This window comes from Rhizobium sp. NPDC090279 (genome assembly GCF_044769665.1).
GTDB lineage: Bacteria > Pseudomonadota > Alphaproteobacteria > Rhizobiales > Rhizobiaceae > Rhizobium.
Window position 1 is genome coordinate 424489 of sequence record NZ_JBIVYI010000005.1, and the last position, 25974, is coordinate 450462.

Annotated in this window: 28 protein-coding genes and 3 tRNA genes; 27 read left to right on the top strand and 4 right to left on the bottom strand. The window is 58.7% G+C overall.

Annotated elements, in window-relative coordinates; genetic code table 11:
* The first annotated feature begins 17 nt into the window (after nucleotides 1–17).
* Complete coding sequence (locus ACIQWP_RS15270; RefSeq protein ID WP_402788556.1) at nucleotides 18–959, top strand: hypothetical protein; 942 nt, start codon at nucleotides 18–20, stop codon at nucleotides 957–959.
* A 541-nt stretch (nucleotides 960–1500) separates the two neighbouring features.
* Here ACIQWP_RS15270 and ACIQWP_RS15275 read toward each other — a convergent pair.
* From ACIQWP_RS15275 to ACIQWP_RS15285, 3 genes are read right to left on the bottom strand one after another with little or no spacing between them, the layout of a single operon-like run.
* Nucleotides 1501–1779: a helix-turn-helix domain-containing protein gene (locus ACIQWP_RS15275; RefSeq protein ID WP_402788558.1), complete on the bottom strand. Its 279-nt coding sequence runs from the start codon at nucleotides 1777–1779 to the stop codon at nucleotides 1501–1503.
* A complete protein-coding gene (locus ACIQWP_RS15280) occupies nucleotides 1776–2099 on the bottom strand; it encodes a type II toxin-antitoxin system RelE/ParE family toxin (RefSeq protein ID WP_402788560.1) in 324 nt (107 codons plus the stop codon). The genes ACIQWP_RS15275 and ACIQWP_RS15280 overlap by 4 nt, the downstream gene beginning before the upstream one ends.
* A 46-nt stretch (nucleotides 2100–2145) precedes the next feature.
* A complete protein-coding gene (locus tag ACIQWP_RS15285) occupies nucleotides 2146–2598 on the bottom strand; it encodes a hypothetical protein (protein WP_402788562.1) in 453 nt (150 codons plus the stop codon).
* A gap of 119 nt (nucleotides 2599–2717) precedes the next feature.
* Here ACIQWP_RS15285 and ACIQWP_RS15290 point away from each other — a divergent pair, with 119 nt between their 5' ends.
* The 4 genes from ACIQWP_RS15290 to ACIQWP_RS15305 are packed head-to-tail and all read left to right on the top strand — an operon-like array spanning nucleotide 2718 to nucleotide 5015.
* Nucleotides 2718–2894 (top strand): hypothetical protein, encoded by a 177-nt coding sequence (locus ACIQWP_RS15290; protein WP_402788564.1) that lies wholly within the window; start codon nucleotides 2718–2720, stop codon nucleotides 2892–2894.
* Between the two features lie 47 nt (nucleotides 2895–2941).
* Nucleotides 2942–3595: a hypothetical protein gene (locus ACIQWP_RS15295; protein WP_402788566.1), complete on the top strand. Its 654-nt coding sequence runs from the start codon at nucleotides 2942–2944 to the stop codon at nucleotides 3593–3595.
* Nucleotides 3592–3861, top strand: a complete 270-nt coding sequence (locus ACIQWP_RS15300) for an AlpA family transcriptional regulator (protein WP_285205901.1) — start codon at nucleotides 3592–3594, stop codon at nucleotides 3859–3861. The genes ACIQWP_RS15295 and ACIQWP_RS15300 overlap by 4 nt, the downstream gene beginning before the upstream one ends.
* Entirely contained in the window at nucleotides 3861–5015 is a 1155-nt protein-coding gene (locus ACIQWP_RS15305) for a tyrosine-type recombinase/integrase (RefSeq protein WP_402788569.1), read from the top strand. The genes ACIQWP_RS15300 and ACIQWP_RS15305 overlap by 1 nt, the downstream gene beginning before the upstream one ends.
* Before the next feature lie 11 nt (nucleotides 5016–5026).
* Here ACIQWP_RS15305 and ACIQWP_RS15310 read toward each other — a convergent pair.
* Nucleotides 5027–5102, bottom strand: a tRNA-Val gene (locus ACIQWP_RS15310).
* 391 nt (nucleotides 5103–5493) lie between these two features.
* Here ACIQWP_RS15310 and ACIQWP_RS15315 point away from each other — a divergent pair.
* The 22 genes from ACIQWP_RS15315 to ACIQWP_RS15420 all read left to right on the top strand — a co-directional run bounded on the left by ACIQWP_RS15315 (nucleotide 5494) and on the right by ACIQWP_RS15420 (nucleotide 25561).
* A tRNA-Asp gene (locus ACIQWP_RS15315) sits at nucleotides 5494–5570 on the top strand.
* Between the two features lie 48 nt (nucleotides 5571–5618).
* Nucleotides 5619–5695: transfer RNA gene (locus tag ACIQWP_RS15320), tRNA-Asp, on the top strand.
* A 259-nt stretch (nucleotides 5696–5954) separates the two neighbouring features.
* Nucleotides 5955–6320, top strand: coding sequence for an NADH-quinone oxidoreductase subunit A (locus ACIQWP_RS15325; protein ID WP_034489570.1), 366 nt, complete (start codon nucleotides 5955–5957; stop codon nucleotides 6318–6320).
* Nucleotides 6311–6892, top strand: coding sequence for an NADH-quinone oxidoreductase subunit B family protein (locus tag ACIQWP_RS15330; RefSeq protein ID WP_168805644.1), 582 nt, complete (start codon nucleotides 6311–6313; stop codon nucleotides 6890–6892). The genes ACIQWP_RS15325 and ACIQWP_RS15330 overlap by 10 nt, the downstream gene beginning before the upstream one ends.
* Nucleotides 6893–6910: 18 nt before the next feature.
* Nucleotides 6911–7513: an NADH-quinone oxidoreductase subunit C gene (locus tag ACIQWP_RS15335; protein ID WP_402788573.1), complete on the top strand. Its 603-nt coding sequence runs from the start codon at nucleotides 6911–6913 to the stop codon at nucleotides 7511–7513.
* Nucleotides 7514–7579: 66 nt separating this feature from the next.
* Nucleotides 7580–8770 (top strand): NADH-quinone oxidoreductase subunit D, encoded by a 1191-nt coding sequence (locus tag ACIQWP_RS15340; RefSeq protein ID WP_113233048.1) that lies wholly within the window; start codon nucleotides 7580–7582, stop codon nucleotides 8768–8770.
* Complete coding sequence (locus ACIQWP_RS15345; protein ID WP_402788576.1) at nucleotides 8770–9090, top strand: hypothetical protein; 321 nt, start codon at nucleotides 8770–8772, stop codon at nucleotides 9088–9090. The genes ACIQWP_RS15340 and ACIQWP_RS15345 overlap by 1 nt, the downstream gene beginning before the upstream one ends.
* A gap of 15 nt (nucleotides 9091–9105) precedes the next feature.
* A complete protein-coding gene (locus tag ACIQWP_RS15350; RefSeq protein ID WP_402788578.1) occupies nucleotides 9106–10227 on the top strand; it encodes an NADH-quinone oxidoreductase subunit E in 1122 nt (373 codons plus the stop codon).
* A gap of 10 nt (nucleotides 10228–10237) precedes the next feature.
* Nucleotides 10238–11542, top strand: coding sequence for an NADH-quinone oxidoreductase subunit NuoF (gene nuoF, locus ACIQWP_RS15355; RefSeq protein WP_402788580.1), 1305 nt, complete (start codon nucleotides 10238–10240; stop codon nucleotides 11540–11542).
* 9 nt (nucleotides 11543–11551) lie between these two features.
* Nucleotides 11552–12307, top strand: a complete 756-nt coding sequence (locus ACIQWP_RS15360; protein WP_402788582.1) for a 5' DNA nuclease — start codon at nucleotides 11552–11554, stop codon at nucleotides 12305–12307.
* 241 nt (nucleotides 12308–12548) lie between these two features.
* Nucleotides 12549–14630 (top strand): NADH-quinone oxidoreductase subunit NuoG, encoded by a 2082-nt coding sequence (nuoG, locus tag ACIQWP_RS15365; RefSeq protein ID WP_402788584.1) that lies wholly within the window; start codon nucleotides 12549–12551, stop codon nucleotides 14628–14630.
* A 12-nt stretch (nucleotides 14631–14642) separates the two neighbouring features.
* Nucleotides 14643–15686, top strand: coding sequence for an NADH-quinone oxidoreductase subunit NuoH (gene nuoH, locus ACIQWP_RS15370; protein ID WP_402788586.1), 1044 nt, complete (start codon nucleotides 14643–14645; stop codon nucleotides 15684–15686).
* A 40-nt stretch (nucleotides 15687–15726) separates the two neighbouring features.
* Entirely contained in the window at nucleotides 15727–16218 is a 492-nt protein-coding gene (gene nuoI / locus ACIQWP_RS15375; RefSeq protein WP_068385913.1) for an NADH-quinone oxidoreductase subunit NuoI, read from the top strand.
* 153 nt (nucleotides 16219–16371) lie between these two features.
* Nucleotides 16372–16986, top strand: coding sequence for an NADH-quinone oxidoreductase subunit J (locus ACIQWP_RS15380; RefSeq protein WP_402788587.1), 615 nt, complete (start codon nucleotides 16372–16374; stop codon nucleotides 16984–16986).
* 31 nt (nucleotides 16987–17017) lie between these two features.
* Nucleotides 17018–17326, top strand: coding sequence for an NADH-quinone oxidoreductase subunit NuoK (gene nuoK / locus ACIQWP_RS15385; protein ID WP_007689961.1), 309 nt, complete (start codon nucleotides 17018–17020; stop codon nucleotides 17324–17326).
* 7 nt (nucleotides 17327–17333) lie between these two features.
* Entirely contained in the window at nucleotides 17334–19328 is a 1995-nt protein-coding gene (gene nuoL / locus ACIQWP_RS15390; protein ID WP_402788589.1) for an NADH-quinone oxidoreductase subunit L, read from the top strand.
* The gene (locus ACIQWP_RS15395; protein WP_402788591.1) at nucleotides 19328–20839 is read left to right on the top strand and encodes an NADH-quinone oxidoreductase subunit M; all 1512 of its coding nucleotides are present in this window, start codon (nucleotides 19328–19330) and stop codon (nucleotides 20837–20839) included. Before nuoL ends, ACIQWP_RS15395 begins: the two co-directional genes overlap by 1 nt.
* 18 nt (nucleotides 20840–20857) lie before the next feature.
* The gene (gene nuoN / locus ACIQWP_RS15400) at nucleotides 20858–22300 is read left to right on the top strand and encodes an NADH-quinone oxidoreductase subunit NuoN (protein WP_402788593.1); all 1443 of its coding nucleotides are present in this window, start codon (nucleotides 20858–20860) and stop codon (nucleotides 22298–22300) included.
* Nucleotides 22300–23064 carry a biotin--[acetyl-CoA-carboxylase] ligase gene (locus ACIQWP_RS15405; protein ID WP_402788595.1) on the top strand — a complete coding sequence of 255 codons (765 nt, stop codon included), beginning with the start codon at nucleotides 22300–22302 and terminating at the stop codon, nucleotides 23062–23064. The genes nuoN and ACIQWP_RS15405 overlap by 1 nt, the downstream gene beginning before the upstream one ends.
* Before the next feature lie 14 nt (nucleotides 23065–23078).
* Nucleotides 23079–24752 carry a ribonuclease J gene (locus ACIQWP_RS15410; RefSeq protein ID WP_402788597.1) on the top strand — a complete coding sequence of 558 codons (1674 nt, stop codon included), beginning with the start codon at nucleotides 23079–23081 and terminating at the stop codon, nucleotides 24750–24752.
* A 30-nt stretch (nucleotides 24753–24782) separates the two neighbouring features.
* Nucleotides 24783–25187, top strand: coding sequence for a methylmalonyl-CoA epimerase (gene mce, locus ACIQWP_RS15415; RefSeq protein ID WP_402788599.1), 405 nt, complete (start codon nucleotides 24783–24785; stop codon nucleotides 25185–25187).
* A 98-nt stretch (nucleotides 25188–25285) separates the two neighbouring features.
* Entirely contained in the window at nucleotides 25286–25561 is a 276-nt protein-coding gene (locus tag ACIQWP_RS15420) for a DUF1467 family protein (protein WP_402788601.1), read from the top strand.
* The last annotated feature ends 413 nt before the right edge of the window (nucleotides 25562–25974 follow it).

Genomic DNA, 25974 nt, shown 5'->3' on the forward strand with positions numbered 1-25974 from the left:
CACTGGGGAAAGTTCGATTGAGCACCGAAGTAAAAATTGTTGAGACGCAGCCCGCGGCAGAGGCCCAGAACGACCTCGCTAACACGAAACCGCTCCGTATTCCGCAGTATCGGCGCGACATTTTTCCAAAGAATATAGTCTTGTCTGCCGAGGACATTAAGGAGTTTTGCCAGCTCTTGAATGAGGTGAATGAGAAAGCAAGGATCTTAGAATACAATAGTCTTGACCTCAGCGGGTTCGAAAGTCCTGAGCAAGCACGCGATCGAGTCAATGAATTCGTGCAAATCGAATACAATTATCTCGCCACTAACGGCGATTCTGTTCAGGGCTTGGGAATACCTAAGACTGATGAATATTCATTTCCGGACGACCTGAAGTCTATGTTTGTCTCCAACGTCGCTTACGCCCAGCGAGCGATCAAAGTTACTCCTCTAAATGCGGTGGAGGCGTTTATCGGCTTCGACAAGCCGTCTTTGAAAATCGATATTCAATCGATGCCTTCCAACCCTTCGAGTAATCGCAGCGTCATCAATGTTAGCGGAAGAGATGAAGATTGGGTAATTTCGACCACTGATCGGATTCAAAATTTCTTTAAAAAAAGGCAAGCCTTTCGACCAGTGATTCACGGATCGGGCACATACGATTATTTCGTATATCTGATATTTTTGCCGGTACTACTTTGGTTGTTTTACCATAGAGGAGAAGAGATTGCGAATTGGCTCGAAAATAAGTCAATTTTCCTGAACGTTATATTGGGGATATACACACTCTTACTCTCGCTACTGGTGGCGCAATTCGTCTTTAAATATATTCGCTGGCTGTTTCCACCGATGGAGTACTACAAAAAGAGCCGTATTGGTTGGTATGTTCATAGGACAATCGCCACTACCGTAATGACTGGATTAGCCCTCGGCGCTGCTCGAGACGTTATCAAGGGCTTCGTTTTATGGCTCTTTTGAAGGGGATTGTTAACAGCGTGACACTGTGCTTTCTTCGCCTGTCTAGCCAACAATGTAATCCCAAACGGCCCGCCATTCCGCAGGCGTTTGTTATTTCAACCCCAACATTATGACGGCCAGACAAGGCCAATCCCTGCGAATACCGCCGACGCTCCACTGAGCAAAGCCGCCCAACGATTCGCCTGCGCCGCGCGTCGCACAGCTTCTCGATAATCGGCCAAGGCGGGCATGACCTGTTCTGCAAATGCGCCCGCAGGAGGGTCCGGGACGAACACAGAAGCTGACTTGTACCAGAACCATGACGCTCCGAACGCACATAGGGCCGCCAAGCTATTGATCAACACTTTCATGCTGGGTCCTCTCGCTAGAACTGCGCTGCTACCGAATTTCGGCTAAAACGCTCTCCAAAGCCACTTCCGCAGGGAATGGTCTTTAAAGCGGGGAACGGTGGCACAAGAAAAGATATGAACATTCTAAGCTGTTCCCAATTGAAACGGATTCAGTGGCTTAGACTTTCAAGGCCGTGTCACCTTGCCGCCCTTCACGGCTGAATCAGATTGATTTCCAGCTTCGAGCCGGTGGCCTCAGCGTAGCGCCGCAAGGTATTCAGCGAAGGCGATACGCCGCCGCCTTCCAACCGTGCGATGGCCGATTGCGTGGTGCCGATGCGGCGGGCAAGCTCTGCCTGTGAAAGATTCGCCTTCGTCCGAGCGCGGATAAGGGCTTCGACAAGCTGAAATTCTGCATCCGCCTTCTTGTACTCCAGCCGGAATTCGGGGTTGCTCATAAGCTTCTTTTTCAGTTCGGCAATCTTGGTCATGGCTTCACCTCGCTCATTCGCTCTCTGGCAATCGCCAGTGCGCCCGGTGGCGTCTTCTGTGACTTCTTCACGAAAACATGCAGTACGATGACACGACGGCCCGTGACGGTCACGTAGATGCCGCGCGCGATGCCTTCGGCCGCCTTGGCGCGTAGCTCCCAAAGCTTGCCTTCGAGATGCTTCACATGCGGTTCGCGCAGTTGTTCAAGGCCGACATTTTCGACGGCCTCCATAAGACGGATCAATCGCGCCTGAAGGCCGGGAGGCAATGCCTCGATTTCAGCATCGGCGGCATCGTGCGTTTCGACTGTCCATCTCATGTATGCTATATAGCGGATATGCTATCATGCTGCAAGATGGAGAAGCTTAATCGATATCAGTCTTTGTCTGGCCGTCTTGGAATTCATCTGAAAGGCCGGCCGTAAGTTCACGGGTATCTTTCAAAATATCCTCTATCTCTCGATCGGCTTTCGCGTTGTTTGCTATCCCAGTTATAACGCGGACGAGCACCAACGATGATATCTGTTTTGATATAGTGCGCAGGACAATTTGGCCGAGCGCCTTCTCGCGTTCCGTCGCATCTTGACCGTGCACCGTATCCGCAAGGATTGGTAGTGCCTTTGTCAGCTCTTCGTACTGGCCTTTGAACGCCTCTATGAATTCCGCGCGATGTTCATCAAACGTCAATCCGATATGGCAAAGTCGGCGGATAGCATCTGAGCGAGTTGCGATGCGATTTGCAAAGCGCCAATCATCTATGGCCTCCATCTCGCTATTCGACAGCATCATATGGACACGATTTTCTCGCGGCTCAACCATAACATCTCTCAAAAAATCGGCACACATTGCGCAAGCAATCTATTGACTAAACACGCTGGGAGATCAATAGTGAAAAAATCGGCACATCTGGTGCAGATTGCATAGAATTTGGAGGTCTCATGCAGAAGAAGACGGTTCGAGTTCCGATGATGATGGAGCCGACGATGGTGGAAAAAATCGACGATTGGAGCTTTGCGAAACGCATCCGCACCCGCGCGGAAGCAATCCGGCAACTCGTTGAAGTCGGAATGGAGGCATCAAACGTAGAAACGAAAAAAGCCGACGCAACGGCCTAGGAACCTGCGTCGGCTTTTTATCTAACCTCTTCGAAAGGTGCACCAAAGTGCAGAGAAAACGTACTACAGAAAATATCGATCACGCAACCGCTCTAGACCGACTTTCTAAACTTGCCACCCGCCTAGACTGCCTGACCGGCGATACGCAGGATACGCTTTGCGCTGCCGAAATTGCGACGAGCCATATCGTTGATGTTCTCTTTCCGGGACGCAAGGCAAGCGATCATATCAAGGCAATTTGGGCCGACGACTATTATCAGATTGATGCGCGCGAACGCAGACACATCGACTTTATGACGAGCGACGTTGTGGATCGCGCAACCCGCGCCGACCGTATCGCAACTGAGCTTTCCGAAGAGCTTCTGCAGCTCTCTTACGAAATGCGCGCCGCCGCTAAGGCCGACAATGCATCCAGACTGGAAGATTGCATTTCCGCGTGGAAGGCCGCGCACGCCGCATGGATCGACACCGAAAAGGGCGGCACGGTTCCTGCCAATACGTCCGAAGCGGACACGGAAGAGAAGGCGCTTTTGGCCCTTGCTGCGTACCCTTGTGCTTCGCTGGGCGATATTCAACGCAAGGCTAATCTGTTTCTAAGCAACGAGCATTTGTGCGGGGTGGCTTCGGATTATGCGCTGCACCTATTGCGCTCCTTTTCGGGAGGAGAGTTCGCAGCAGCCGGTTTTGAGGGACGCTCATGAAAAGTGTAGCCGGAGCAACCCTTCGCTCATTGTCGTTGCCTCGTTTCGCGCTTCGCCGAGACGAGGTTGCGGCTTCTCTGGCGATTTCACCCTCCCTGTTCGATAACTGGGTGCAGGACGGTCTTATGCCAGAGGGCAGGAAGATCGGCGGCGTTGTCCTTTGGGACACCGAGTTGATTCGCGCAGCGTGGCAGGCCCTGAACGAGTACCGCGAATCGCATGCAGACGACGGGGGCGAAAACCCGTTTGATAATATGGTGGCGTGATGAAGACAGAGCTTCGTTACCTTGTGCACGATCCCGACAAGCGCGGGAACGATCGCTACTACGTCCGAATCAAAGGGCGGCACAAGATCCGTATCCGCGAAACTTTTAAGGATGCCACGGGCAACATTACCCGCGAATTCATGGCGGCCTATTGGGCCGCTAAGGCCACGCTGCAATCTGAGCAGGCGCCGAAAAAGCCAGAAATGCCGCGCGAAGAAACCTTCAACTGGCTCTTTGATCAGTATTACCGCTCGGCTGCCTTCAAAAAATTCGAGGCTGATACGCAGAGGGACAAGCGCAGCGTTCTCACCCGATTCGCGGAGAAGGCGGGTGAGTTGCCGTATAAGAAGTATCGTCGCGAAGACATGGAAAAGAGCCAGCAGGCTCGTAAGGATACGCCTGGAGCGGCCGATAAGCTGGTGAAGGTTCTGCGCGCCGTCTTCAATTGGGCGATGAACCAGAAGCCGGCGCTTGTCAGCCATAACCCAGCCGTTGGTATCGAGCCGATCAACAAGCGAAAGGGCGGCTTTCATACATGGACGCCTGATGAGATCGATCAGTTTCGCGCCCATTGGGCCATTGGCACCACACCGCGCCTCGCGATGGAGGTCATGATCAACATTGGCGCGCGCCGTTCCGACGCTGCGCGCATCGGGCCGAAGAACGAGTTCAAGCGTGAGGGCGAGCGTTGGACGCGCTTCACTGCCTATAAGGGCCGCAACCGCTTTCCTGTGGAAATGGAAGCTCGCCTTACGCCGGAGCTGATAGATGCGCTGGAAAAGACGGAAGTCGGCACTGATTCCTATGTCCTCAGCGCTCGCGGCACTCCTTATACTATAGAGAGCTTCGGAAACGCCTTCTCCCGCTGGTGCGGGGAGGCGGGTTTGCCGCATTGCTCGTCCCACGGCCTGCGCAAGGCTGCATCCGTCGCATACGCCGAAAGCGGTGCATCGGCTCCTGAGCTAATGGCGTTGTTCGGATGGACAAATTTCAAGACGGCTCAAATCTATATCGAGAAGGCTGAAAAGCGGCGCATGCGGACGAACGCATTCGAGCGCAAGGCGGCATATGAAAAGCGCTCAAGTGTCCCACTTTTCGAGCCAAAAACGGCAAGTGAGACAAACAAGGAAGAAAACGATGGAAAATCAATGTGATTTTTTGGGAGTGGTGGGCGATGAGAGACTCGAACTCCCGACATCCTCGGTGTAAACGAGGCGCTCTACCAACTGAGCTAATCGCCCTTCTGCGAAGCAGGTCATTTGCCCGCCGCGTTCGGTGGCCGTGATCTATGCGGAACGAGGAAAAACCGCAAGAGTGTTTGTGAAGATTTTTTGATTTTTTTGAGTTTTGCGCATCCTCGATCGTGGTTATCCCAATGTGCAGATATGAGATCCGCCGGATTGTTCCTGTGCATATCAGGCGTCTATGAAATGCGTGGGGCGGGAACCTGCCATGCCAAATCGACGGAGCGGAAAATTGCAGGACGGCTTGTCCAAAACAATTCGCGCTCTGTCATCGATTTGTATTCAAACCTGCTTGACACCCAAACACGAACCCCGTAGTTAGCCGCTCATCGAACGGCGAGGGCCGCTTTGATGGGTGCGGAAGCATCTGGAATGCTTGAAATGAAATGCGGGTGTAGCTCAGTCGGTTAGAGTGCCGGCCTGTCACGCCGGAGGTCGCGGGTTCGAGCCCCGTCACTCGCGCCATTTCAAGATAAATTCCGGGTCTGCCTCGGCTGAAAGGCCAAACAATGCGCGGGTGTAGCTCAGTCGGTTAGAGTGCCGGCCTGTCACGCCGGAGGTCGCGGGTTCGAGCCCCGTCACTCGCGCCATTTTCTCCAAGCCATTACAATCAAACATCAATTTATTGCGATTGCGAAAGAGCCCTTTCGCATCAGCGCCGATTTGTCGCGTTGCCGTCGCAACACATTGATATCTACCGCTCGATAGTACCCTAACGGACAGATTCAAAAGGCTTGCGCGCGCGCTCCGGCTGCGCTAACCACGGCTTTGTTGCAACACTCTTTCGCTTGCTTGGGCATTTGCTCAGATGCGCCGCCCCGGCGCTGATTGCAGGCAGGGATGGACATGATGACTGGACTGCTCAGTTCCTATATTCCGATAGCGATTTTCATTGGTATTGCCCTGGTGATTGGCCTGGCGTTGTTGATTACGCCGTTTGCCGTCGCCTTCAAGGCGCCTGATTCCGAGAAGCTGTCGGCCTATGAATGCGGCTTCAACGCATTCGATGACGCCCGCATGAAGTTCGATATCCGCTTCTACCTGGTATCGATTCTCTTCATCATCTTCGACCTGGAAGTCGCCTTCCTCTTCCCCTGGGCCGTATCCTTCGGTGCGATCGGCTGGTTCGGGTTCTGGTCGATGATGGTGTTCCTCGCGGTGCTGACCATCGGCTTTATCTATGAATGGAAGAAGGGAGCCCTGGAATGGGAGTAGCCCCAAGCAACACGCCGCTCGTGGCGCCGCAACCGAAGGGGATCATCGATCCCGCGACCGGCAGACCAGTCGGCAGCAACGATCCGTTCTTCGGCGAGATCAACAACGAGCTTGCCGACAAGGGCTTTCTGGTCACCTCCACCGATGAGCTGATCAACTGGGCCCGCACCGGCTCCCTGATGTGGATGACCTTCGGTCTCGCCTGCTGCGCCGTCGAGATGATGCAGGTGTCGATGCCGCGTTACGATGTCGAGCGTTTCGGTTTTGCGCCGCGCGCTTCGCCGCGCCAGTCCGACGTCATGATCGTCGCCGGCACGCTCACCAACAAGATGGCGCCCGCGCTCCGCAAGGTCTACGACCAGATGCCCGAGCCGCGTTACGTCATTTCGATGGGCTCCTGCGCCAACGGCGGCGGCTACTATCATTATTCCTATTCCGTCGTACGCGGATGCGACCGTGTCGTTCCGATCGACATTTATATTCCGGGCTGTCCTCCCACGGCAGAAGCGCTGCTTTACGGCGTGCTTCTGCTGCAGAAGAAGATCCGGCGCACCGGCACGATCGAACGGTAAGGCAGGGGACAAGGTATCATGAGTGAAGCCCTGAACGAGCTCGCCGCCTACCTCACGGAAGTTCGCAGCGCCCTGATCTCGTCGAGCGAGATCAAGTATGGCGAGCTGAACGTGACGACGACGACCGAAAACGTTATCGCCCTGCTGACCTTCCTGCGCGACGATGCCAAGTGCGGCTTCGTCAACATGACGGACATCTGCGGCGTCGACTGGCCGCAGCGCCCCGAGCGCTTCGACGTCGTCTATCATCTGCTGTCGCCAAAGAAGAACCTGCGCATCCGCGTCAAGGTTCCGGTCGGCGAGGATCAGCCTGTGCCGTCGGCTTGTGGCATCTATCCTGGCGCCGATTGGTTCGAGCGCGAAACCTGGGACATGTACGGCGTCCTCTTCACCGGACACCCGGATCTGCGCCGTATCCTGACGGACTACGGTTTCGAAGGCCATCCGCTGCGCAAGGACTTCCCGACGACCGGTTTCGTCGAGGTTCGCTATGACGATGCCGCCAAGCGGGTCGTCTATGAGCCTGTGGAACTGAAGCAGGAATTCCGCAACTTCGACTTTCTGTCTCCTTGGGAAGGCACCGACTACGTGCTTCCGGGCGACGAGAAGGCGAAAGCCTGATTGTTGGCGTGTGGCGGGCTTCGGCCTGCCATTCTATGAAATTCTGAAAACGCGAGCATCGCCGCCATGACAGAACATAACGTTCGCAACTTCAACATCAATTTCGGCCCGCAGCATCCGGCTGCGCACGGCGTTTTGCGTCTTGTCCTCGAACTGGACGGCGAAATTGTGGAACGCGTCGATCCCCATATCGGCCTGCTGCATCGCGGCACTGAAAAGCTGATCGAGACGAAGACCTACCTTCAGGCCGTTCCTTACTTCGATCGCCTCGACTATGTGGCGCCGATGAACCAGGAGCATGCCTATGCGCTGGCCGTCGAAAAGCTGCTCGGCATCGACATCCCGATCCGCGGCCAGCTGATCCGCGTTCTCTATTCGGAAATCGGCCGTATCCTGTCGCATCTCCTGAACGTCACGACGCAGGCCATGGACGTCGGCGCGCTGACGCCGCCACTCTGGGGCTTCGAAGAGCGCGAAAAGCTGATGGTGTTCTATGAGCGCGCCTCAGGCTCGCGCATGCACGCAGCCTACGTGCGTCCGGGCGGCGTTCACCAGGATCTTCCGGAAAAACTGGTTCAGGACATCGGCGACTGGTGCGATCCGTTCCTGAAGGCGCTCGACGATATCGACGACCTTCTGACCGGCAACCGCATCTTCAAGCAGCGCAACGTCGATATCGGCGTGGTCTCGCTGGAAGACTGTTGGGCCTGGGGCTTCTCGGGCGTCATGGTTCGCGGCTCCGGTGCTGCCTGGGACCTGCGCAAGGCCCAGCCATACGAATGCTACTCCGATCTCGAATTCGATATCCCGATCGGCAAGAACGGCGATTGCTACGACCGTTACCTCATCCGCATGATCGAAATGCGTGAGTCCGTCCGCATCATGAAGCAGTGCGTCAATCGCCTGCTGGGCGATGCCAAGGCCGGACCGGTCTCGTCGCTGGATGGCAAGGTCGTTCCGCCGAAGCGCGGCGAAATGAAGCGTTCCATGGAAGCTCTCATCCACCACTTCAAGCTCTACACCGAAGGCTATCACGTGCCGGCCGGCGAGGTTTACGCAGCCGTCGAAGCGCCGAAGGGCGAATTCGGCGTCTACCTCGTCTCCGATGGCTCGAACAAGCCGTATCGTTGCAAGATCCGTGCGCCGGGCTATGCGCATCTGCAGGCCATGGACTTCATGTGCCGCGGCCACCAGCTGGCAGACGTCGCTGCTGTGCTGGGTTCGCTCGATATCGTGTTCGGTGAGGTCGATCGTTGATGCGGACCTGGCAGGTTGTTATTCCGGCGCTTCTGGTAGCCTGCGGTGCGTCGGCACAGCAGGCCGTCAAGACGCAGGGCCTGCCAAGCATCAACTTGCAGGGTTCGAATGCGACGAGCACGAATTCTGCGCAAGGTGGAAATGGGGTTACGGCGAGCGGAGGAGATGCGACTGTCGCGGATCTCCTGTCTCGCGGTTATCAAATCAAGGCCGCTGTGCCGAATGGCGGCAAGTTCGTTTTGTTTATGCAGAAAGACCAGTCGGCCTATGCCTGCGAATTTTCGTCTCTGACGAATACGCGGTGTGGGTCCTTAAACTGAGATAAGGCGTGAAAGATGTCCGTTCGTCGACTAGCCGAAGATCAATTCCAGCCTGCTGCCTTCGCCTTCACCAAGGAGAATGCGGTCTGGGCTGAAAAGACGATCCAGAAATATCCCGATGGTCGCCAGCAATCCGCGATCATCCCGCTGATGATGCGTGCGCAGGAGCAGGAAGGCTGGGTCACCAAGGCGGCTATCGAATCGATCGCCGACATGCTTGACATGGCCTATATCCGGGCGCTCGAAGTCGCGACTTTCTACACGCAGTTCCAGCTGAACCCGGTCGGTACGCGCGCCCATGTTCAGGTCTGCGGCACGACGCCCTGCATGCTGCGTGGCGCCGAGGGGCTGATCAAGGTCTGCAAGAGCCGCATCAACGATCATGCCTTTGATCGCAATGCCGACGGCACTCTTTCCTGGGAAGAGGTCGAATGTCAGGGCGCCTGCGTCAACGCACCGATGGTGGTGATCGGCAAGGATACCTATGAGGATCTGACGCCGACACGTCTCGAAGAGATCATCGATGCCTTCGCCGCAGGCAAGGGCCATGAAATTCCGACCGGTCCGCAGATCGATCGCGTTTTCTCCGCTCCGGAGGGTGGCTTGACCTCTCTCCTATCGGATGAGGCGAAAGCAAAGAGCACGGCAAGCAAGGTGGCCAAGGCCACTGCTGAAGCCGTGTCGATCCCGCCGTCCGAAGCCGGCCGCGCCAAGAGCACGGATGCGGAGACCAATCAGAGCCTGAAGACGCCGGCAACGGCACCGAAGGAAGCAGCCAAGAATGCCAAAGCGGCCGAAACGCAGCCGCTTTCGGGCACAGCCGCCGCCGAGCCTGTCGCCGGGAAGCCGTCGCTTGACGACAAGAATCGCCCGGCCGGTATCGAAAGACCCGCACAGCCGGATAATCTGCAGCTCATTTCAGGCGTCGGCCCGAAGATCGAAGGGACCTTGCACGAGCTCGGCATCTTTACCTTCGCGCAGATTGCGAGCTGGCATGAGGCCGAGCGCCATTGGGTCGACGGCTATCTGAATTTCAAGGGCCGGATCGAACGCGACGAGTGGGTCAGGCAGGCTGAGGCACTCGCTAAGGGTGGCGAAGCGGAATATATCAAGGTCTTCGGCAAGAAGCCGCGGTAAGAGGTGAAGCATGTTACAAGATCAGGATCGCATCTTTACCAATATCTACGGCCTCAAGGACAAATCCCTGAAAGGCGCGATGTCGCGCGGCCATTGGGATGGCACGAAGCAAATCCTCGAAAAGGGCCGTGACTGGATCATCAACGAGATGAAGGCTTCCGGCCTTCGCGGTCGTGGCGGCGCAGGCTTCCCGACCGGTCTGAAGTGGTCCTTCATGCCGAAGGAAAGCGACGGCCGTCCGCATTATCTCGTCGTCAATGCCGACGAATCCGAACCGGGCACCTGCAAGGACCGCGACATCATGCGCCACGATCCGCATACGCTGATCGAAGGCTGCGTCATCGCCGGTTTTGCCATGGGTGCGAATGCCGCCTACATCTACGTTCGCGGCGAATACATGCGTGAACGCGAAGCGCTGCAGGCGGCGATCGACGAATGCTACGATGCGGGTTTGCTGGGCAAAAACAACAAGCTCGGCTGGGACTTTGATGTTTACGTTCATCATGGTGCCGGCGCTTACATCTGCGGCGAGGAAACTGCGCTGCTCGAGAGCCTGGAAGGCAAGAAGGGCCAGCCGCGCCTGAAGCCGCCGTTCCCGGCCAATATGGGCCTCTACGGCTGCCCGACCACCGTCAACAACGTCGAGTCGATTGCCGTTGCTCCGACGATCCTGCGTCGCGGCGCCGGGTGGTTCTCCTCCTTCGGTCGTCCGAACAATGTCGGCACGAAGCTGTTCATGCTCTCCGGTCACGTCAACCGTCCCTGCACGGTCGAAGAGACGATGGGCATCACCTTCCGTGAGCTGGTCGAAAAGCACGGCGGCGGCATTCGCGGCGGCTGGGACAACCTGCTTGCCGTCATCCCCGGCGGCGCGTCATGCCCGGTCGTTCCGGCGGCCGACATCATCGATTGCCCGATGGATTTCGACGGCCTGCGCGAAGTCAAGTCGTCCTTCGGTACGGCGGCCGCGATCGTCATGGACAAGTCGACCGACATCATCAGGGCGATCGCCCGCATCTCGGCCTTCTTCAAGCACGAGAGCTGCGGCCAGTGTACGCCGTGCCGCGAAGGAACGGGCTGGATGTGGCGCGTTCTGGAGCGTATGGCACGCGGCAACGCGCAGAAGCGCGAGATCGACATGCTGTTCCAGGTGACGAAGCAGATCGAAGGTCATACCATCTGTGCGCTCGGTGACGCAGCCGCATGGCCGGTTCAGGGCCTGATCCGCAATTTCCGTCCCGAGATCGAGAAGCGCATCGACCAGTATACCGCCAACGCCACAAGCCACGGCGCGGTACTGGAAGCAGCCGAGTAAGGATCGAAGATGGCGAAGACCAACGATATCAGGCAGGACAGCGGAGAGACCGATAATGCATCGGCCGATCTTCATCGCGTCGCCGCGGGTATCTTTGGCAACGCGCCGATCATGCCGATCCACCCGCTGATGGCCCATCCGGCGGCAGCTCTTGCCGCCGTTACGGCGATCGGCTTCGGCTTTACCTCGCAGCTGGCGGGCGCATTCCTCGGGGCTTTCCAGGGCGCGGTTGAAGCAACCACCAAACTGGCCGAAGCCCTGGAAGACGAAAAGCCTCAGGCCTCGGCGCCTGCGAAGCCGGCTGCTAGGAATGGTGGGGCAGAGGATGCAAAACCTGTAGAGGCAGCGCCCGTTGCCAGGGCAGCTGCGCCGAAGCCAGTCGCACCGAAGCCGGCTGCTGCAAGGCAGAAGCCGGTTGTGGTGAAGAAGGCCGAGCCGAAGCCTGCTGCCGCCACATCCAAGGCGGCAACAACTGCAAAGAAGACGGCGAAGATTGAAGTTGTTGCGCCAGGTGCCGAAAGGCGGGCCCCAGCGCGCAGCCGGAAGGTGGCCGAGAAGGCCGACGATCTGAAGCGGATTTCCGGCATCGGTCCGAAGCTGGAGCAGGTGCTGAACGGACGCGGCATCAAGCGCTTTGCCGATATCGCCGCCTGGAACGATGCGGACGTCGAGCGGGTCGACGCGGAATTCGGCTTTGACGGCCGCATCCGGCGCGACGATTGGGTCGGCCAGGCCAAGGCGCTGCTGCCGAAGGGCCGGAGTTGAGATTATTTCTCGGCTGTATCAACGGCCGGGGAGGGTGAATGAAGGCGATGGAGACGCTGCGGGTGTGACCCGCATGGCTCGATCGCAAAGCTGGTCTTGTGGGGACAAGGCTTGGCAAAGCTTATTGTGAGCGAACCGGTGCCATGCGGTTTCATGCCGCGCCGGTGGCAGTCCGGTTTGCGATCATGAAATTGTCTGCGGCCAGGTTGGGCTGAAGACGTGACATAGGACTGAGTGGACGATGGTAAAACTGAAGATTGACGGTAAAGAGATCGAAGTTCCGGATCACTTCACGCTTATCCAGGCGTGCGAGGAAGCCGGCGCCGAAGTCCCGCGCTTCTGCTTCCATGAACGACTGTCGGTGGCCGGCAATTGCCGCATGTGCCTCGTCGAGGTGAAGGGTGGCCCGCCGAAGCCGCAGGCTTCTTGCGCCATGGGCGTGCGCGATATCCGCGGCGGCCCGAACGGCGAGCTTCCGGAAGTCTTCACCAATACGCCGATGGTCAAGAAGGCCCGCGAAGGCGTGATGGAATTCCTGCTGATCAACCACCCGCTGGATTGCCCGATCTGCGACCAGGGCGGCGAATGCGACCTGCAGGACCAGGCCATGGCCTTCGGCATCGACAGCTCGCGCTATCAGGAAGACAAGCGCGCCGTCGAAGACAAGTATATCGGCCCGCTCGTCAAGACCGTGATGAACCGCTGCATCCACTGCACGCGTTGCGTCCGCTTCACGACGGAGGTTGCCGGCATTTCCGAGCTTGGCCTCATCGGCCGCGGCGAGGATGCCGAAATCACCACCTATCTCGAGCAGGCGATGACCTCCGAGCTGCAGGGCAACGTCGTTGACCTTTGCCCGGTCGGCGCACTGACCTCGAAGCCCTTCGCCTTCACGGCCCGTCCGTGGGAACTGAACAAGACCGAATCGATCGACGTCATGGACGCGCTCGGCTCGGCAATCCGCGTCGATACGCGTGGCCGCGAAGTCATGCGCGTGCTGCCGAGGGTCAACGAGCAGATCAACGAAGAGTGGATCTCCGACAAGACCCGCTTCATCTGGGACGGCCTGAAGACGCAGCGTCTCGACAAGCCCTATGTCCGCAAGGACGGCCGCCTGCAGCCCGCAAGCTGGAGCGATGCCTTCGCTGCCATCAAGTCGGCCGTTTCGGCCACCAGCGGCGACAAGATCGGCGCCATCGCCGGCGATCTCGCCTCGGTCGAGGAAATGTACGCTCTCGGCGAGCTGTTGAAATCGCTTGGATCGGAAAATCTCGACTGTCGCCAGGACGGGACGGCGCTTGATCCGTCGCTCGGCCGCGCAAGCTACATCTTCAACCCGAGCATCCAGGGTATCGAAGCCGCCGATGCGCTGCTGATCGTCGGCGCCAATCCGCGCTTCGAGGCTGCTGTCATGAACTCGCGCATCCGCAAGCGCTGGCGCCGCGGCAAATTCCCGATTGGCGTGATCGGCGAAGCTGCCGATCTTCGCTACTCCTATGACTATCTCGGCGCCGGCCCGGATACGCTGGCCGATCTCGTCAGCGGCTCGCACAGCTTCGCCGACGTCCTGAAGAACGCCCAGAAGCCGATGATCATCATCGGGCAGGGCGCTCTTACCCGCGAAGACGGTGCCGAAGTGCTGGCGAATGCCGCCAAGCTCGCCGCAGCCGTCGGCGTCATCAAGGAAGACTGGAACGGCTTTGCCGTGCTGCACACGGCGGCCTCGCGCGTCGGCGGCCTCGATCTCGGCTTCGTGCCGGGCGCAAAGGGCGTCAATGCGGCTGCCATGCTGTCGTCGATGGACGTTCTCTTCCTGCTCGGCGCCGATGAGCTCGACTTCAGCCGCAAGGGCGCGAAATTGACCGTCTATATCGGCTCGCATGGCGACAACGGCGCTCAGAACGCCGACGTCATCCTTCCTGCCGCCGCCTACACCGAAAAGTCGGGCACTTGGGTCAACACCGAAGGCCGCGTCCAGATGGGCAATCGCGCCGGTTTCGCACCGGGCGACGCTCGCGAGGACTGGGCCATCATCCGCGCCCTTTCCGACGTGCTCGGCAAGAAGCTTCCCTTTGATTCGCTGAGAGAATTGCGCGCGAAGCTCTATGCAGCCTTCCCGCATTTCGCCGGCATCGACGAGATTGCCGAAGGCGATAGCGCCCAAATTGCCGCACTTGCGAAAAAAGCCGGCGCGATGGGCAAATCGGCATTTGCTTCGCCGATCAAAGACTTCTATTTGACGAACCCGATAACGCGCGCATCGGCTGTCATGGCTGAGTGCTCGGCATTGGCCCGCAACAATTTCCGCGTTGCGGCAGAGTAAGGGCACAGGACTATGGACTCATTCGTTTCGACCTATCTCTGGCCGGCGCTGATCATGATTGGCCAGTCGCTGCTGCTCCTGGTCTGCCTGCTGATTTTCATCGCCTACATTCTGCTTGCCGACCGTAAGATCTGGGCGGCCGTCCAGCTGCGCCGCGGCCCGAACGTCGTCGGCCCCTTCGGCCTGTTCCAGTCCTTCGCCGACCTGCTCAAGTTCATGTTCAAGGAGCCGATCATCCCGGCCGGCGCCAACAAGACCGTGTTCCTGCTGGCTCCGCTGGTTTCCGTGGTGCTGGCGCTCTCCACCTGGGCCGTCGTGCCGGTGGCGCAGAACTGGGTCGTCGCCGATATCAACGTCGGCATCCTCTACATTCTGGCGATCTCGTCGCTCGAAGTTTACGGCATCATCATGGGCGGCTGGGCTTCGAACTCGAAGTATCCGTTCCTCGGCGCGCTGCGCTCGGCCGCGCAGATGGTGTCCTACGAAGTCTCGATCGGCCTCGTCATCGTTACCGTGCTGCTGTGCGTCGGTTCGCTGAACCTGACAGACATCGTGCTGTCGCAGCAGACGGGCCTCGGCACCAAGCTCGGCTTGCCGGCCTCGTTCCTCGACTGGCACTGGCTGTCGCTGTTCCCGATGTTCATCGTGTTCTTCATTTCGGCACTGGCTGAGACGAACCGTCCGCCCTTCGATCTTCCGGAAGCGGAATCGGAACTGGTTGCCGGCTTCATGGTCGAATACGGTTCTTCGCCATACATGATGTTCATGCTCGGCGAATATGCAGCCGTCGTCCTGATGTGCTCGTTGACGACGATCCTCTTCCTCGGCGGCTGGCTGCCTCCGGTCGATATCTGGATCTTGAACTGGGTTCCGGGCATCATCTGGTTCCTGCTCAAGTCGTGCTTTGTGTTCTTCATGTTCGCGATGGTGAAGGCATTCGTGCCGCGCTACCGCTACGACCAGCTCATGCGCCTCGGCTGGAAGGTTTTCCTGCCGCTGTCGCTCGCCATGGTCGTTATCGTTGCATTCGTGCTGAAGCTGGCGGGATGGGCATGATGATGTCGATCCTCGCTTCAAGCAGATTTGGAGGTTGAAGATGGCCGGAATTTCCAACGCCGTCAGCTCGCTGTTCCTCAAGGAATTTGTCGGCGCATTCTTTTTGTCGATGCGTTACTTCTTCAAGCAGAAGGCAACGATCAACTACCCGTTCGAAAAGGGGCCGGTCAGCCCGCGCTTCCGTGGCGAACATGCGCTGCGCCGTTACCCGAACGGCGAAGAGCGTTGCATCGCCTGCAAGCTCTGCGAAGCCATCTGTCCTGCCCAGGCCATCACCATCGAGGCCGGGCCGCGCCGCAACGACGGTACCCGCCGCACGGTGCGTTACGACATCGACATGGTGAAGTGCATCTATTGCGGCTTCTGCCAGGAGGCTTGCCCGGTCGACGCCATCGTCGAAGGGCCGAACTTCGAATTCGCCACCGAGACCCGCGAAGAGCTTTATTTCGACAAGGCGCGGCTCTTGGACAATGGCGACCGCTGGGAACGCGAAATCGCGCACAACATCGCGCTGGATTCGCCGTACCGCTGAGCGGAGTTTTGAATATGCCGTGACAGGCGGTCGATAGCATCGCCGTCGCGGTTGAATCTAGACCGGGGCTTGCCGGACGAAAGTCGTCCGACCGAGCTCCATCGGGCAGGGGATACTCCCTGCTGCCCGGGGGAAGACGAAAAAGGCACCAACATGGGTCTGCAGGCTCTTTTTTTCTATATCTTCGCCTTTGTCGCAGTGGCGTCGGCGTTCATGGTCATCTCGGCGCGGAATCCGGTCCATTCGGTCCTGTTCCTCATCCTGGTTTTCTTCAACGCGGCTGGCCTCTTCCTGCTGATGGGGGCTGAATTCCTGGCGATGATCCTGCTGGTCGTTTATGTCGGCGCCGTGGCGGTTCTCTTCCTCTTCGTCGTCATGATGCTCGATATCGACTTCTCGGAATTGAGGGCCGGCATTCTGGAATATGCGCCGATCGGCGCATTGATCGGGGTCATCCTCGCGGCCGAGCTCATCGTCGTCATCGGTGGCAGCGTGATCTCGCCGACGATCGCCAAGTCCGTCGCCATGCCGATCCCGGCGCCGGCGACCCGGACGAACACAGCCGCCCTCGGCGACGTGCTCTACACCAATTACGTTTATTTCTTCGAAATTGCCGGCCTTGTGCTGCTGGTGGCAATGATTGGCGCGATCGTGCTGACATTGAAGCATCGTACGCACATCAAGCGTCAGAACATTTCCCAACAGGTCGCCCGCACGCCCGCGACCGCCGTCGAGGTGGTCAAGGTCAAGCCGGGTCAGGGCGTCTGAGGCGAGGCACGAGGATCAAAGGAACAAGAACATGGTCATCGGACTTTCCCACTACCTGACGGTCAGCGCCATCCTCTTCGTGCTCGGCGTTTTCGGTATCTTTCTCAACCGCAAGAACGTCATCATCATCCTGATGTCCGTCGAGCTCATATTGCTCGCGGTCAACATCAACATGGTCGCCTTCTCGTCGTTCCTCAACGACATCGTCGGCCAGGTTTTCGCTCTATTCATTTTGACCGTCGCCGCCGCCGAGGCTGCCATTGGTCTGGCAATTCTCGTCGTCTTCTACCGTAACCGCGGCTCCATCGCGGTTGAAGACGTCAACGTGATGAAGGGCTGATAAAGCTATGTTTTTATATAAGGCTATCGTCTTTCTTCCCCTGATCGGCGCCATTATCGCCGGCCTTTTCGGCCGCGCGATCGGCGCCAAGGCTTCGGAATACGTCATCACCGGCCTGATGATCGTCGCTGCCGTCCTCTCGTGGGTCGTCTTCTTCACGGTGGCGCTCGGCCATACGGACGGACCGATCAAGGTCGAGGTGCTGCGCTGGATACAGTCCGGCGGCATCGACGCGTCGTGGTCGTTGCGGATCGACACCCTGACTTCCGTGATGCTGATCGTCGTGAACTCGGTTTCGACCCTGGTTCACGTCTACTCGATCGGATACATGCATCACGATCCGCATCGTCCGCGCTTCTTCGCCTATCTCTCGCTCTTCACCTTCGCCATGCTGATGCTGGTGACCTCCGACAACCTCGCCCAGATGTTCTTCGGCTGGGAAGGCGTCGGTCTGGCCTCCTATCTGCTGATCGGCTTCTGGTTCAAGAAGCCTTCTGCATCGGCAGCCGCGATCAAGGCCTTCGTCGTCAACCGTGTCGGCGACTTCGGTTTCGTGCTCGGCATTGCCGGCGTCTTCGCCCTCTTCGGCTCGATCAACTTCGACGTCATCTTCGGCAATGCGCAGAGCTTTGCCGCAGGGCAGGGCGGCCAGCCGGGCGATATCGTCTTGAACCTCTTCGGCATGCATCTCGATCGCGCGCAGGCGCTGACCGGCGTCTGCCTGCTGCTGTTCATGGGCGCGATGGGCAAGTCGGCGCAGTTCCTGCTGCACACCTGGCTTCCGGACGCCATGGAAGGCCCGACCCCGGTTTCGGCGCTCATCCATGCCGCAACCATGGTCACCGCCGGCGTCTTCCTCGTCGCCCGCATGTCGCCGATCTTCGAACTTTCGCCTGATGCCCTGACCTTCGTCACCATCATCGGCGCGATCACCGCCTTCTTCGCCGCTACCGTCGGCCTCGTGCAGAACGACATCAAGCGCGTCATCGCCTACTCGACCTGTTCGCAGCTCGGCTACATGTTCGTCGCCCTCGGCGTCGGCGCTTACGGCGCAGCGATCTTCCATCTGTTCACGCACGCCTTCTTCAAGGCGCTGCTGTTCCTCTGCGCCGGCTCGGTCATCCACGCCGTCGACGGCGAGCAGGACATGCGCCATATGGGTGGCCTGCGCACGCACATCAAGAAGACCTATTGGATGATGATCATCGGAACGCTGGCGATCACCGGCGTCGGCATTCCGTTCTCGCCGATCGGTTTCGCCGGCTTCTTCTCGAAGGATGCGATCATCGAGGCTTCGTATACGTCGCATAATCCGGCCTCGGGCTTTGCCTTCACGCTGCTGGTCATCGCTGCGCTGTTCACCAGCTTCTATTCCTGGCGCCTGATCTTCATGACCTTCTTCGGCAAGCCGCGTGCCTCGCACGAAGTCATGCACCATGTGCATGAATCGCCGAATGTCATGCTGATCCCGCTCTATCTGCTGGCGATAGGCGCCGTCTTCGCCGGCTGGTATTTCCACGATTACTTCGTCGGTCACGACTACGAGGAGTTCTGGAAGCACGCGCTCTTCACGCTGCCTGACAACAAGATCCTCGAAGAGATGGAGCATGCCCCGCATTGGGTCGAGCTTAGCCCCTTCGTTGCGATGGTCGTCGGTTTCGGGGTTGCCTGGTACATGTACATCAAGTCGCCCGAAACGCCGCGCAGGCTGGCTCAGCAGCAGCGCGTGCTCTACGAGTTCCTCTTGAACAAGTGGTACTTCGACGAGCTCTATGACTTCCTCTTCGTTCGCTCCGCCAAGGCGCTTGGCCGCTTCCTCTGGAAGAAGGGTGACATCGGGGTCATCGATACCATCGGCCCGAACGGCATTGCCGCCCGCGTCGTCGATGTCACCAACCGCGTCGTGCGCCTGCAGACCGGCTACCTCTATCACTACGCCTTCGCGATGCTGCTCGGCATTGCCGCCCTCGTTACTTGGATGATGCTCGGGAGTTCCCTCTGATGACCGATTGGCCTATTCTTTCAACGGTCACGTTCCTGCCGCTGGTCGGCGTCCTACTCCTGCTGTTCACGCAGGAGAACGGCGCCAACGGCCGCCGGAATATCCTGAACATCTCGCTGGCGACCACCATCGTCACATTCATCGTGTCGCTGTTCGTCTGGATCTGGTTCGACAATGCCAATCCGGGCTTCCAGATGATCGAGAAGCATGACTGGCTGACCAGCGGCATCAGCTATCACATGGGCGTCGACGGCATTTCGATGCTGTTCGTCATCCTGTCGACCTTCCTGATGCCCTTCTGCGTGCTGGCAAGCTGGCTCTCGGTTGAAAAGCGCCTGAAGGACTACATGATCGCCTTCCTCGTCCTCGAGACGATGATGATTGGCGTGTTCGTCTCGCTGGATATCGTGCTGTTCTACGTCTTCTTCGAAGCCGGCCTCATCCCGATGTTCCTCATCATCGGCGTCTGGGGCGGTAAGGATCGCGTCTACGCCAGCTACAAGTTCTTCCTCTACACGCTGCTCGGCTCGGTGCTGATGCTGCTTGCCATCATGGCGATGTACTGGCAGGCCGGCACGACCGATATTCCGTCGCTGCTCGCCTACAAGTTCCCGCCGCAGCTGCAGACGTGGTTATGGCTTGCCTTCTTCGCCTCCTTCGCGGTGAAGATGCCGATGTGGCCGGTTCATACCTGGCTGCCCGACGCGCACGTTCAGGCGCCGACGGCCGGCTCGGTCATCCTGGCAGGCGTTCTCCTGAAGCTCGGCGGCTACGGTCTCATCCGCTTCTCGCTCGGCATGTTCCCGAACGCGTCGGAATATTTCGCGCCGTTCGTCTTCGCCTTGTCCGTTATCGCCATCATCTACACCTCGCTGGTGGCGCTGATGCAGGAAGACATCAAGAAGCTGATCGCCTATTCCTCGGTCGCCCACATGGGTTACGTGACGATGGGCATCTTCGCGGCCAACCAGCAGGGCGTGCAGGGTGCGATCTTCCAGATGCTGTCGCACGGCATCGTCTCGGGCGCGCTCTTCCTCTGCGTCGGCGTGATTTACGACCGGACCCATACCCGCGAAATCGCGGCCTATGGCGGCCTCGTCAACAACATGCCGAAATATGCCGTCGCCATGATGGTCTTCACTATGGCCAATGTCGGTCTGCCCGGCACCTCAGGCTTCATCGGCGAATTCCTGACCCTGATCGGCGTCTTCCGCGTCAATACCTGGGTCGCTTTGTTCGCCGCCACCGGCGTCATCCTGTCCGCGGCCTATGCGCTCTGGCTTTACCGCCGGGTGATCTTCGGCGTGCTGGACAAGGAAAACCTGAAGAAGCTGCTGGATCTGTCGCCGCGTGAACAGCTGATCCTCTATCCGCTGATTGCGCTGACGATCCTCTTCGGCGTCTACCCGGCTCCGATCTTCGATGCCACAGCGGCCTCGGTGGATCTGCTGGTGAACAATTATACCGCTGCCCTGCACGCTGCGCAGAATGTTGCGCTGTCGATGAATTGATGACGGGACCTATTCGACATGACTGCTGACACAATTCTTGCAAGCCTGCATCTTTCCATTCCGGAGCTCATCCTGGCGGTCGGTGCGCTTGCGTTGCTCATGATCGGCGTCTTTTCGGGCGAGCGGTCCGGACCCACGGTCACCGGTCTTGCCATTGCGGTTCTCGCGGTGGCCGGTCTCTGGATCATCTTTGTCCCCGGCGAAGGGCTCGCCTATGGCGGCGCCTATCTCGCCGACGGTTTCTCCCGTTTCATGAAGATCGTCGCGCTGGTCGGCTCGATCGTCGCGATGTTCATGAGCATGGGGCAGGCGCGCGAGCAGCAGCTGGATCGCTTCGAGTTCCCGGTCCTGCTGCTACTGGCGACCCTCGGCATCCTGCTGATGATTTCCGCGCATGATCTGATTTCGCTCTATCTGTCGCTGGAGCTGCAGTCGCTGGCGCTCTACGTTGTGGCCGCCATCAACCGCGACAGCCTGAAGTCGACCGAAGCCGGCCTGAAGTATTTCGTCCTTGGCGCCCTGTCCTCCGGTATGCTGCTCTATGGCATGTCGCTGGTCTACGGCTTTACCGGCCACACCACCTTCGATGCGATCGCGACGGCACTGAGTGCCGAGACACGTTCGCTCGGCCTCGTTTTCGGTCTGGTCTTCGTGCTTGCCGGTCTGGCCTTCAAGATCTCTGCCGTGCCGTTCCATATGTGGACGCCGGACGTCTACGAAGGCGCTCCGACCCCGGTCACCGCCTTCTTCGCGGCTGCCCCGAAGGTTGCCGCCATGGCGATCCTGACCCGTATCGTTGTCACCGCTTTCCATCCGGTGCTGGCCGACTGGCAGCAGATCATCGTGTTCATCTCGATCGCCTCGATGCTGCTCGGCGCTTTCGCCGCAATCGGTCAGCGCAACTTCAAGCGACTGATGGCCTATTCTTCCATCGGTCACATGGGGTACGCGCTGGTAGGCCTTGCCGCCGGCACCAAGACGGGCGTCTCCGGCGTCATGCTCTACATGGTCATCTATATGGTCATGACACTTGGCGTCTTCGCCATCATCATGGCTATGCGCCGCAAGGACGGCCGCCAGGTCGAGACCATTGAAGATCTTGCCGGTCTCTCCGCGACCAATCCCTTCATGGCGGTCGTGCTGACGGCGCTGATGTTCTCGCTGGCCGGCATTCCGCCGCTCGCCGGCTTCTTCGGGAAGTACTTCGTCTTCGTCGCTGCCATCCAGGCGCATCTTTATGCGCTTGCCATCATCGGCGTTCTCTCGTCGGTCGTTGGCGCCTACTACTATCTGCGCGTCATCAAGGTGATGTGGTTCGATGAAGCCAAGGACGAATTCGCGCGCACGGCTGGTTCGTTGCGCCTGGTCTTCGGCCTTTCCGGCCTGTTCGTCATCGCCTACGTCTTCTTCGGCGGTGCAATCGGCGGTGCTGCCGATCTCGCTGCTGCGACGCTGTTTTGATGGCGTCTGATACCAACGGCCGGAAGTCGCTCGCCGACTTCCGGCACGATGCCCTTCAGGAAACCTCGTCCACAAACAGCGTGTGCCTCGAACGCGCACGCGCAGGCGATCCCGGGAACCTTTGGGTGACGGCCGAGCGCCAGACGGGCGGACGTGGCCGCCGCGGACGTCCCTGGGTGTCGGAAGCAGGCAATCTCTACGCATCTCTCCTTCTGATCGATCCCGCTCCCATGGACCGTCTCGGCTCGTTGCCGCTTGCGGTCGCGGTTGCTGTCCATCGGGCGGTGCGCGCAGTGTTGCCGCTGGCTGCCGAGCCGGCCGAGATCAAATGGCCAAACGATATCCTGATCGGCCGGAAGAAGACCTGCGGTATCCTGATCGAAGGCGAGGCCTTGCCGGACGGCCGTCATGCGCTCGTCATCGGCATCGGTATCAACATCGCTGTCATGCCTGACAATCCGATGTATCCGGTCACCTGCCTCAGGCAGCAGGGTTCGATGGTATCGCCGGACGAGCTGTTTGCCCATCTTTATGCTGCCATGTCCGAATCGCTCGATGTCTGGAACCGCGGCAAGGGCGTTCGGGAAATTACAGCCCGCTGGCGTGAGTTTGCATGCGGCATCGGAGAAAAGATCACGGTAAACTTGCCGGATCGCTCGATTTCGGGCCATTTCTCCGGAATCGATGATAATGGCCTGTTGATGCTCGAGACCGACGACGGCAGGATCATGCCGATCGCCGCGGGCGACGTTTTCTTTAGGTAATGGGTAGGGATCACATGGCGAAACAAGATGAACTGGTGTTTCTGCCTCTCGGCGGCGTCGGCGAAATCGGCATGAATCTCGCGCTCTACGGCTATGGCCCGCCGGAGCAGCGCCAGTGGATCATGGTCGATTGCGGCGTCACGTTCCCTGGGCCGGATCTTCCCGGCGTCGATCTGGTTCTGCCGGACATCCGTTTCCTCGCCAAGGAGCGCAAGAACCTCAAGGGCATCATCATCACGCATGCCCATGAAGATCATTATGGCGCTCTGAACGATCTTTGGCCGGGTCTGAACGTCCCCGTCTATGCCTCGGGCTTTACCGCTGGCCTGTTGGAAGCCAAGCGCGACTATGAAAAGACGATGGGTGAGATTCCGATCACTCCGTTCAAGGCCGGCGACCGTATCAATGTCGGCCCCTTCAGTATCGAGGGCGTCGCCGTCAACCATTCGATCCCCGAGCCGATGTCGCTGATGATCCGCACGCCGCTCGGCAATGTCGTTCACACTGGCGACTGGAAGATCGATCATGAGCCCTCGCTCGGTCCGCTGACCGACGAAACTCGCTTCCGCCAGATCGGCGACGAGGGCGTGCTGGCGCTGATGTGCGATTCCACCAATGCGCTCCGAGATGGCGTTTCTCCCTCGGAGAAGGACGTTTCGGAAAGCTTGCGCAAGATCATCGAAGATGCCGAAGGCCGGGTGGCGATCACGACCTTCTCCTCGAATGTCGGCCGCATCCGCACCATTGCCGAGGCTGCCGAGGCGGCGGGCCGCGAAGTGCTGCTGCTCGGCAGCTCGCTGAAGCGCGTCGTCGATGTCGCGCGCGATGTCGGCCTGATGGAGGGCATCAAGCCGTTTATCGCCGAAGACGAATACGGCTATATCCCGCGTGACAAGGTCGTGGTCATTTTGACTGGCAGCCAGGGTGAGCCGAGGGCCGCACTTGCCAAGCTGTCACGGGACGAAATGCGCAATGTCGCGCTTGCGTCAGGCGATATCGTCGTCTTCTCCTCGCGCGCCATCCCCGGCAACGAGAAGGCTATCGGCGATATCAAGAACGGCCTGATCGAACAGGGCGTCCATGTCGTAACCGACGCGGAGGCGCTCGTGCATGTCTCAGGCCATCCCCGGCGCAACGAACTGCAGAAGATGTATGAGTGGACGCGCCCGAAGGTCGTCATTCCCATGCATGGCGAGGCGACGCATCTGGCCGCGCACAAGGAACTGGCCGAACAAAGCGGCATTGCCACCGTACCGCGCGTACGCAATGGCGATGTTGTCCGTCTTGCGCCCGGTCCCGTCGAGGTGATCGGCGAGGCGCCGCATGGGCGTATCTTCAAGGACGGCATTCTGATCGGCGATTTCGATGAGATGGGGATCGGCGAGCGCAAGAAGCTCTCCTATGTCGGTCACGTCGCCGTCAACGTCGTGCTCGATGCCCGTTATGACATCGTCGGCGATCCGGATTTGGTGGCGATCGGCCTGCCGGCCTATGATGACGAGGGCGAGGAGATGGAAGATACGCTCTTCGATGCAATCGTCAGCGCCATCGAGAGCATTCCCCGCGCCCGCCGCAAGGATCTGAACATGCTGCAGGAGGCCGCTCGCCGCGCGGTGCGCGCCGCCGCCAACCAGGGCTGGGGCAAAAAGCCTATCGTCACTGTCTTTGTAACCCGCACGGGTAGCTGAGTTTACGGTCCGATCGGGGAGGAGAGCGCCGTGCTGGGACGTATCAATCACATCGCAATCGCCGTTCCAGACATTGCCGCTGCTTCCAGGGCCTATCGCGAAACGCTCGGTGCGACGGTATCTGCCCCGCAGGCATTGCCGGAACATGGCGTTACCGTCGTTTTCGTCGAGCTGCCCAACACAAAGGTCGAGCTGCTGGAACCTTTGGGCGAAGCCTCGCCCATCACTGCCTTCCTTGCGAAGAATCCGGATGGCGGCATGCATCACATCTGCTACGAGGTTGCCGATCTCCTCGCCGCACGTGATCAACTGGTTGCCAAGGGCGCGCGCGTGCTCGGCAATGGCGAGCCGAAAATTGGTGCGCATGGCAAGCCGGTGCTGTTTTTACATCCGAAGGATTTCTTCGGCACGCTCATCGAGCTTGAGCAAGTGTGACATTAAAACGCTGATCGGCGCTTTGAAAGACGACTGCTTTGCCCCTATAAGCAGCCTGGAAGAGGAAGAGGCGATGAACTCGTCTCGGAGGGAGCATAATGGCACAGCAGATCGCCGCCGGTTTCGCCGTCTATTTCGTCATCTGGTGGATTACGCTTTTCGCCGTCCTACCGTTCGGTCTGCGCACCCAGGCCGAGGATGAGCATGTTATCCTTGGCACGGTCGAAAGCGCGCCGACGAAATTTCGTGCCTGGCGGGTGGTTCTTGTCACGACGCTGGTGTCGGCGCTCATCTATGGCGCCTGGTATGTCGCCTCGCACTATTTCGGGCTGAGCATAGACTCCATTCCCCAGATCGTTCCAAGCTACAAGTGATCTAAATTGTAGATGAAAGGCGCCTGGAAAGTGGGCGCCTCGCGATTGCCATCAATTCGTCACACGCCTGTCATGAGGGTGGCGCAAAGAATTTACAGGTCATGTATATTATTTCAGCTGAAGAGCGAACCAAAGGTTCCAGGCAGGCTTGGAAATATTGAGGCGCTGAGAAAGCAAAAAAAAACAAGGCTATAAGCCTTGTTTTAAAGTATCGCGTGATCCTTATCCGTTGCCGGGGCAGCGAGTGAACGCGCCTAAGATCTGATCCTCCCAAGACTTGACCGCGAAACGGCAAGAATTTAGCCTTCTTGCCTCTTTTGTGAGCTAAAATTAGCTCAAACATTGAGCTTTGTCATCCTTTTTTTTGCTTTTTTGCTACAGTCGCGCAGAATTTTTCCGTTGACGGATTTCTG

Coding starts and splice junctions, on each gene's coding strand:
- ACIQWP_RS15275 (WP_402788558.1), bottom strand. CDS start 1,779: ATGACCAAGATTGCCGAACTGAAAAAGAAGCTTATGAGCAACCCCGAA.
- ACIQWP_RS15280 (WP_402788560.1), bottom strand. CDS start 2,099: ATGAGATGGACAGTCGAAACGCACGATGCCGCCGATGCTGAAATCGAG.
- ACIQWP_RS15285 (WP_402788562.1), bottom strand. CDS start 2,598: ATGGTTGAGCCGCGAGAAAATCGTGTCCATATGATGCTGTCGAATAGC.
- ACIQWP_RS15290 (WP_402788564.1), top strand. CDS start 2,718: ATGCAGAAGAAGACGGTTCGAGTTCCGATGATGATGGAGCCGACGATG.
- ACIQWP_RS15300 (WP_285205901.1), top strand. CDS start 3,592: ATGAAAAGTGTAGCCGGAGCAACCCTTCGCTCATTGTCGTTGCCTCGT.
- ACIQWP_RS15305 (WP_402788569.1), top strand. CDS start 3,861: ATGAAGACAGAGCTTCGTTACCTTGTGCACGATCCCGACAAGCGCGGG.
- ACIQWP_RS15325 (WP_034489570.1), top strand. CDS start 5,955: ATGACTGGACTGCTCAGTTCCTATATTCCGATAGCGATTTTCATTGGT.
- ACIQWP_RS15330 (WP_168805644.1), top strand. CDS start 6,311: ATGGGAGTAGCCCCAAGCAACACGCCGCTCGTGGCGCCGCAACCGAAG.
- ACIQWP_RS15335 (WP_402788573.1), top strand. CDS start 6,911: ATGAGTGAAGCCCTGAACGAGCTCGCCGCCTACCTCACGGAAGTTCGC.
- ACIQWP_RS15340 (WP_113233048.1), top strand. CDS start 7,580: ATGACAGAACATAACGTTCGCAACTTCAACATCAATTTCGGCCCGCAG.
- ACIQWP_RS15345 (WP_402788576.1), top strand. CDS start 8,770: ATGCGGACCTGGCAGGTTGTTATTCCGGCGCTTCTGGTAGCCTGCGGT.
- ACIQWP_RS15350 (WP_402788578.1), top strand. CDS start 9,106: ATGTCCGTTCGTCGACTAGCCGAAGATCAATTCCAGCCTGCTGCCTTC.
- nuoF (WP_402788580.1), top strand. CDS start 10,238: ATGTTACAAGATCAGGATCGCATCTTTACCAATATCTACGGCCTCAAG.
- ACIQWP_RS15360 (WP_402788582.1), top strand. CDS start 11,552: ATGGCGAAGACCAACGATATCAGGCAGGACAGCGGAGAGACCGATAAT.
- nuoG (WP_402788584.1), top strand. CDS start 12,549: ATGGTAAAACTGAAGATTGACGGTAAAGAGATCGAAGTTCCGGATCAC.
- nuoH (WP_402788586.1), top strand. CDS start 14,643: ATGGACTCATTCGTTTCGACCTATCTCTGGCCGGCGCTGATCATGATT.
- nuoI (WP_068385913.1), top strand. CDS start 15,727: ATGGCCGGAATTTCCAACGCCGTCAGCTCGCTGTTCCTCAAGGAATTT.
- ACIQWP_RS15380 (WP_402788587.1), top strand. CDS start 16,372: ATGGGTCTGCAGGCTCTTTTTTTCTATATCTTCGCCTTTGTCGCAGTG.
- nuoK (WP_007689961.1), top strand. CDS start 17,018: ATGGTCATCGGACTTTCCCACTACCTGACGGTCAGCGCCATCCTCTTC.
- nuoL (WP_402788589.1), top strand. CDS start 17,334: ATGTTTTTATATAAGGCTATCGTCTTTCTTCCCCTGATCGGCGCCATT.
- ACIQWP_RS15395 (WP_402788591.1), top strand. CDS start 19,328: ATGACCGATTGGCCTATTCTTTCAACGGTCACGTTCCTGCCGCTGGTC.
- nuoN (WP_402788593.1), top strand. CDS start 20,858: ATGACTGCTGACACAATTCTTGCAAGCCTGCATCTTTCCATTCCGGAG.
- ACIQWP_RS15405 (WP_402788595.1), top strand. CDS start 22,300: ATGGCGTCTGATACCAACGGCCGGAAGTCGCTCGCCGACTTCCGGCAC.
- ACIQWP_RS15410 (WP_402788597.1), top strand. CDS start 23,079: ATGGCGAAACAAGATGAACTGGTGTTTCTGCCTCTCGGCGGCGTCGGC.
- ACIQWP_RS15420 (WP_402788601.1), top strand. CDS start 25,286: ATGGCACAGCAGATCGCCGCCGGTTTCGCCGTCTATTTCGTCATCTGG.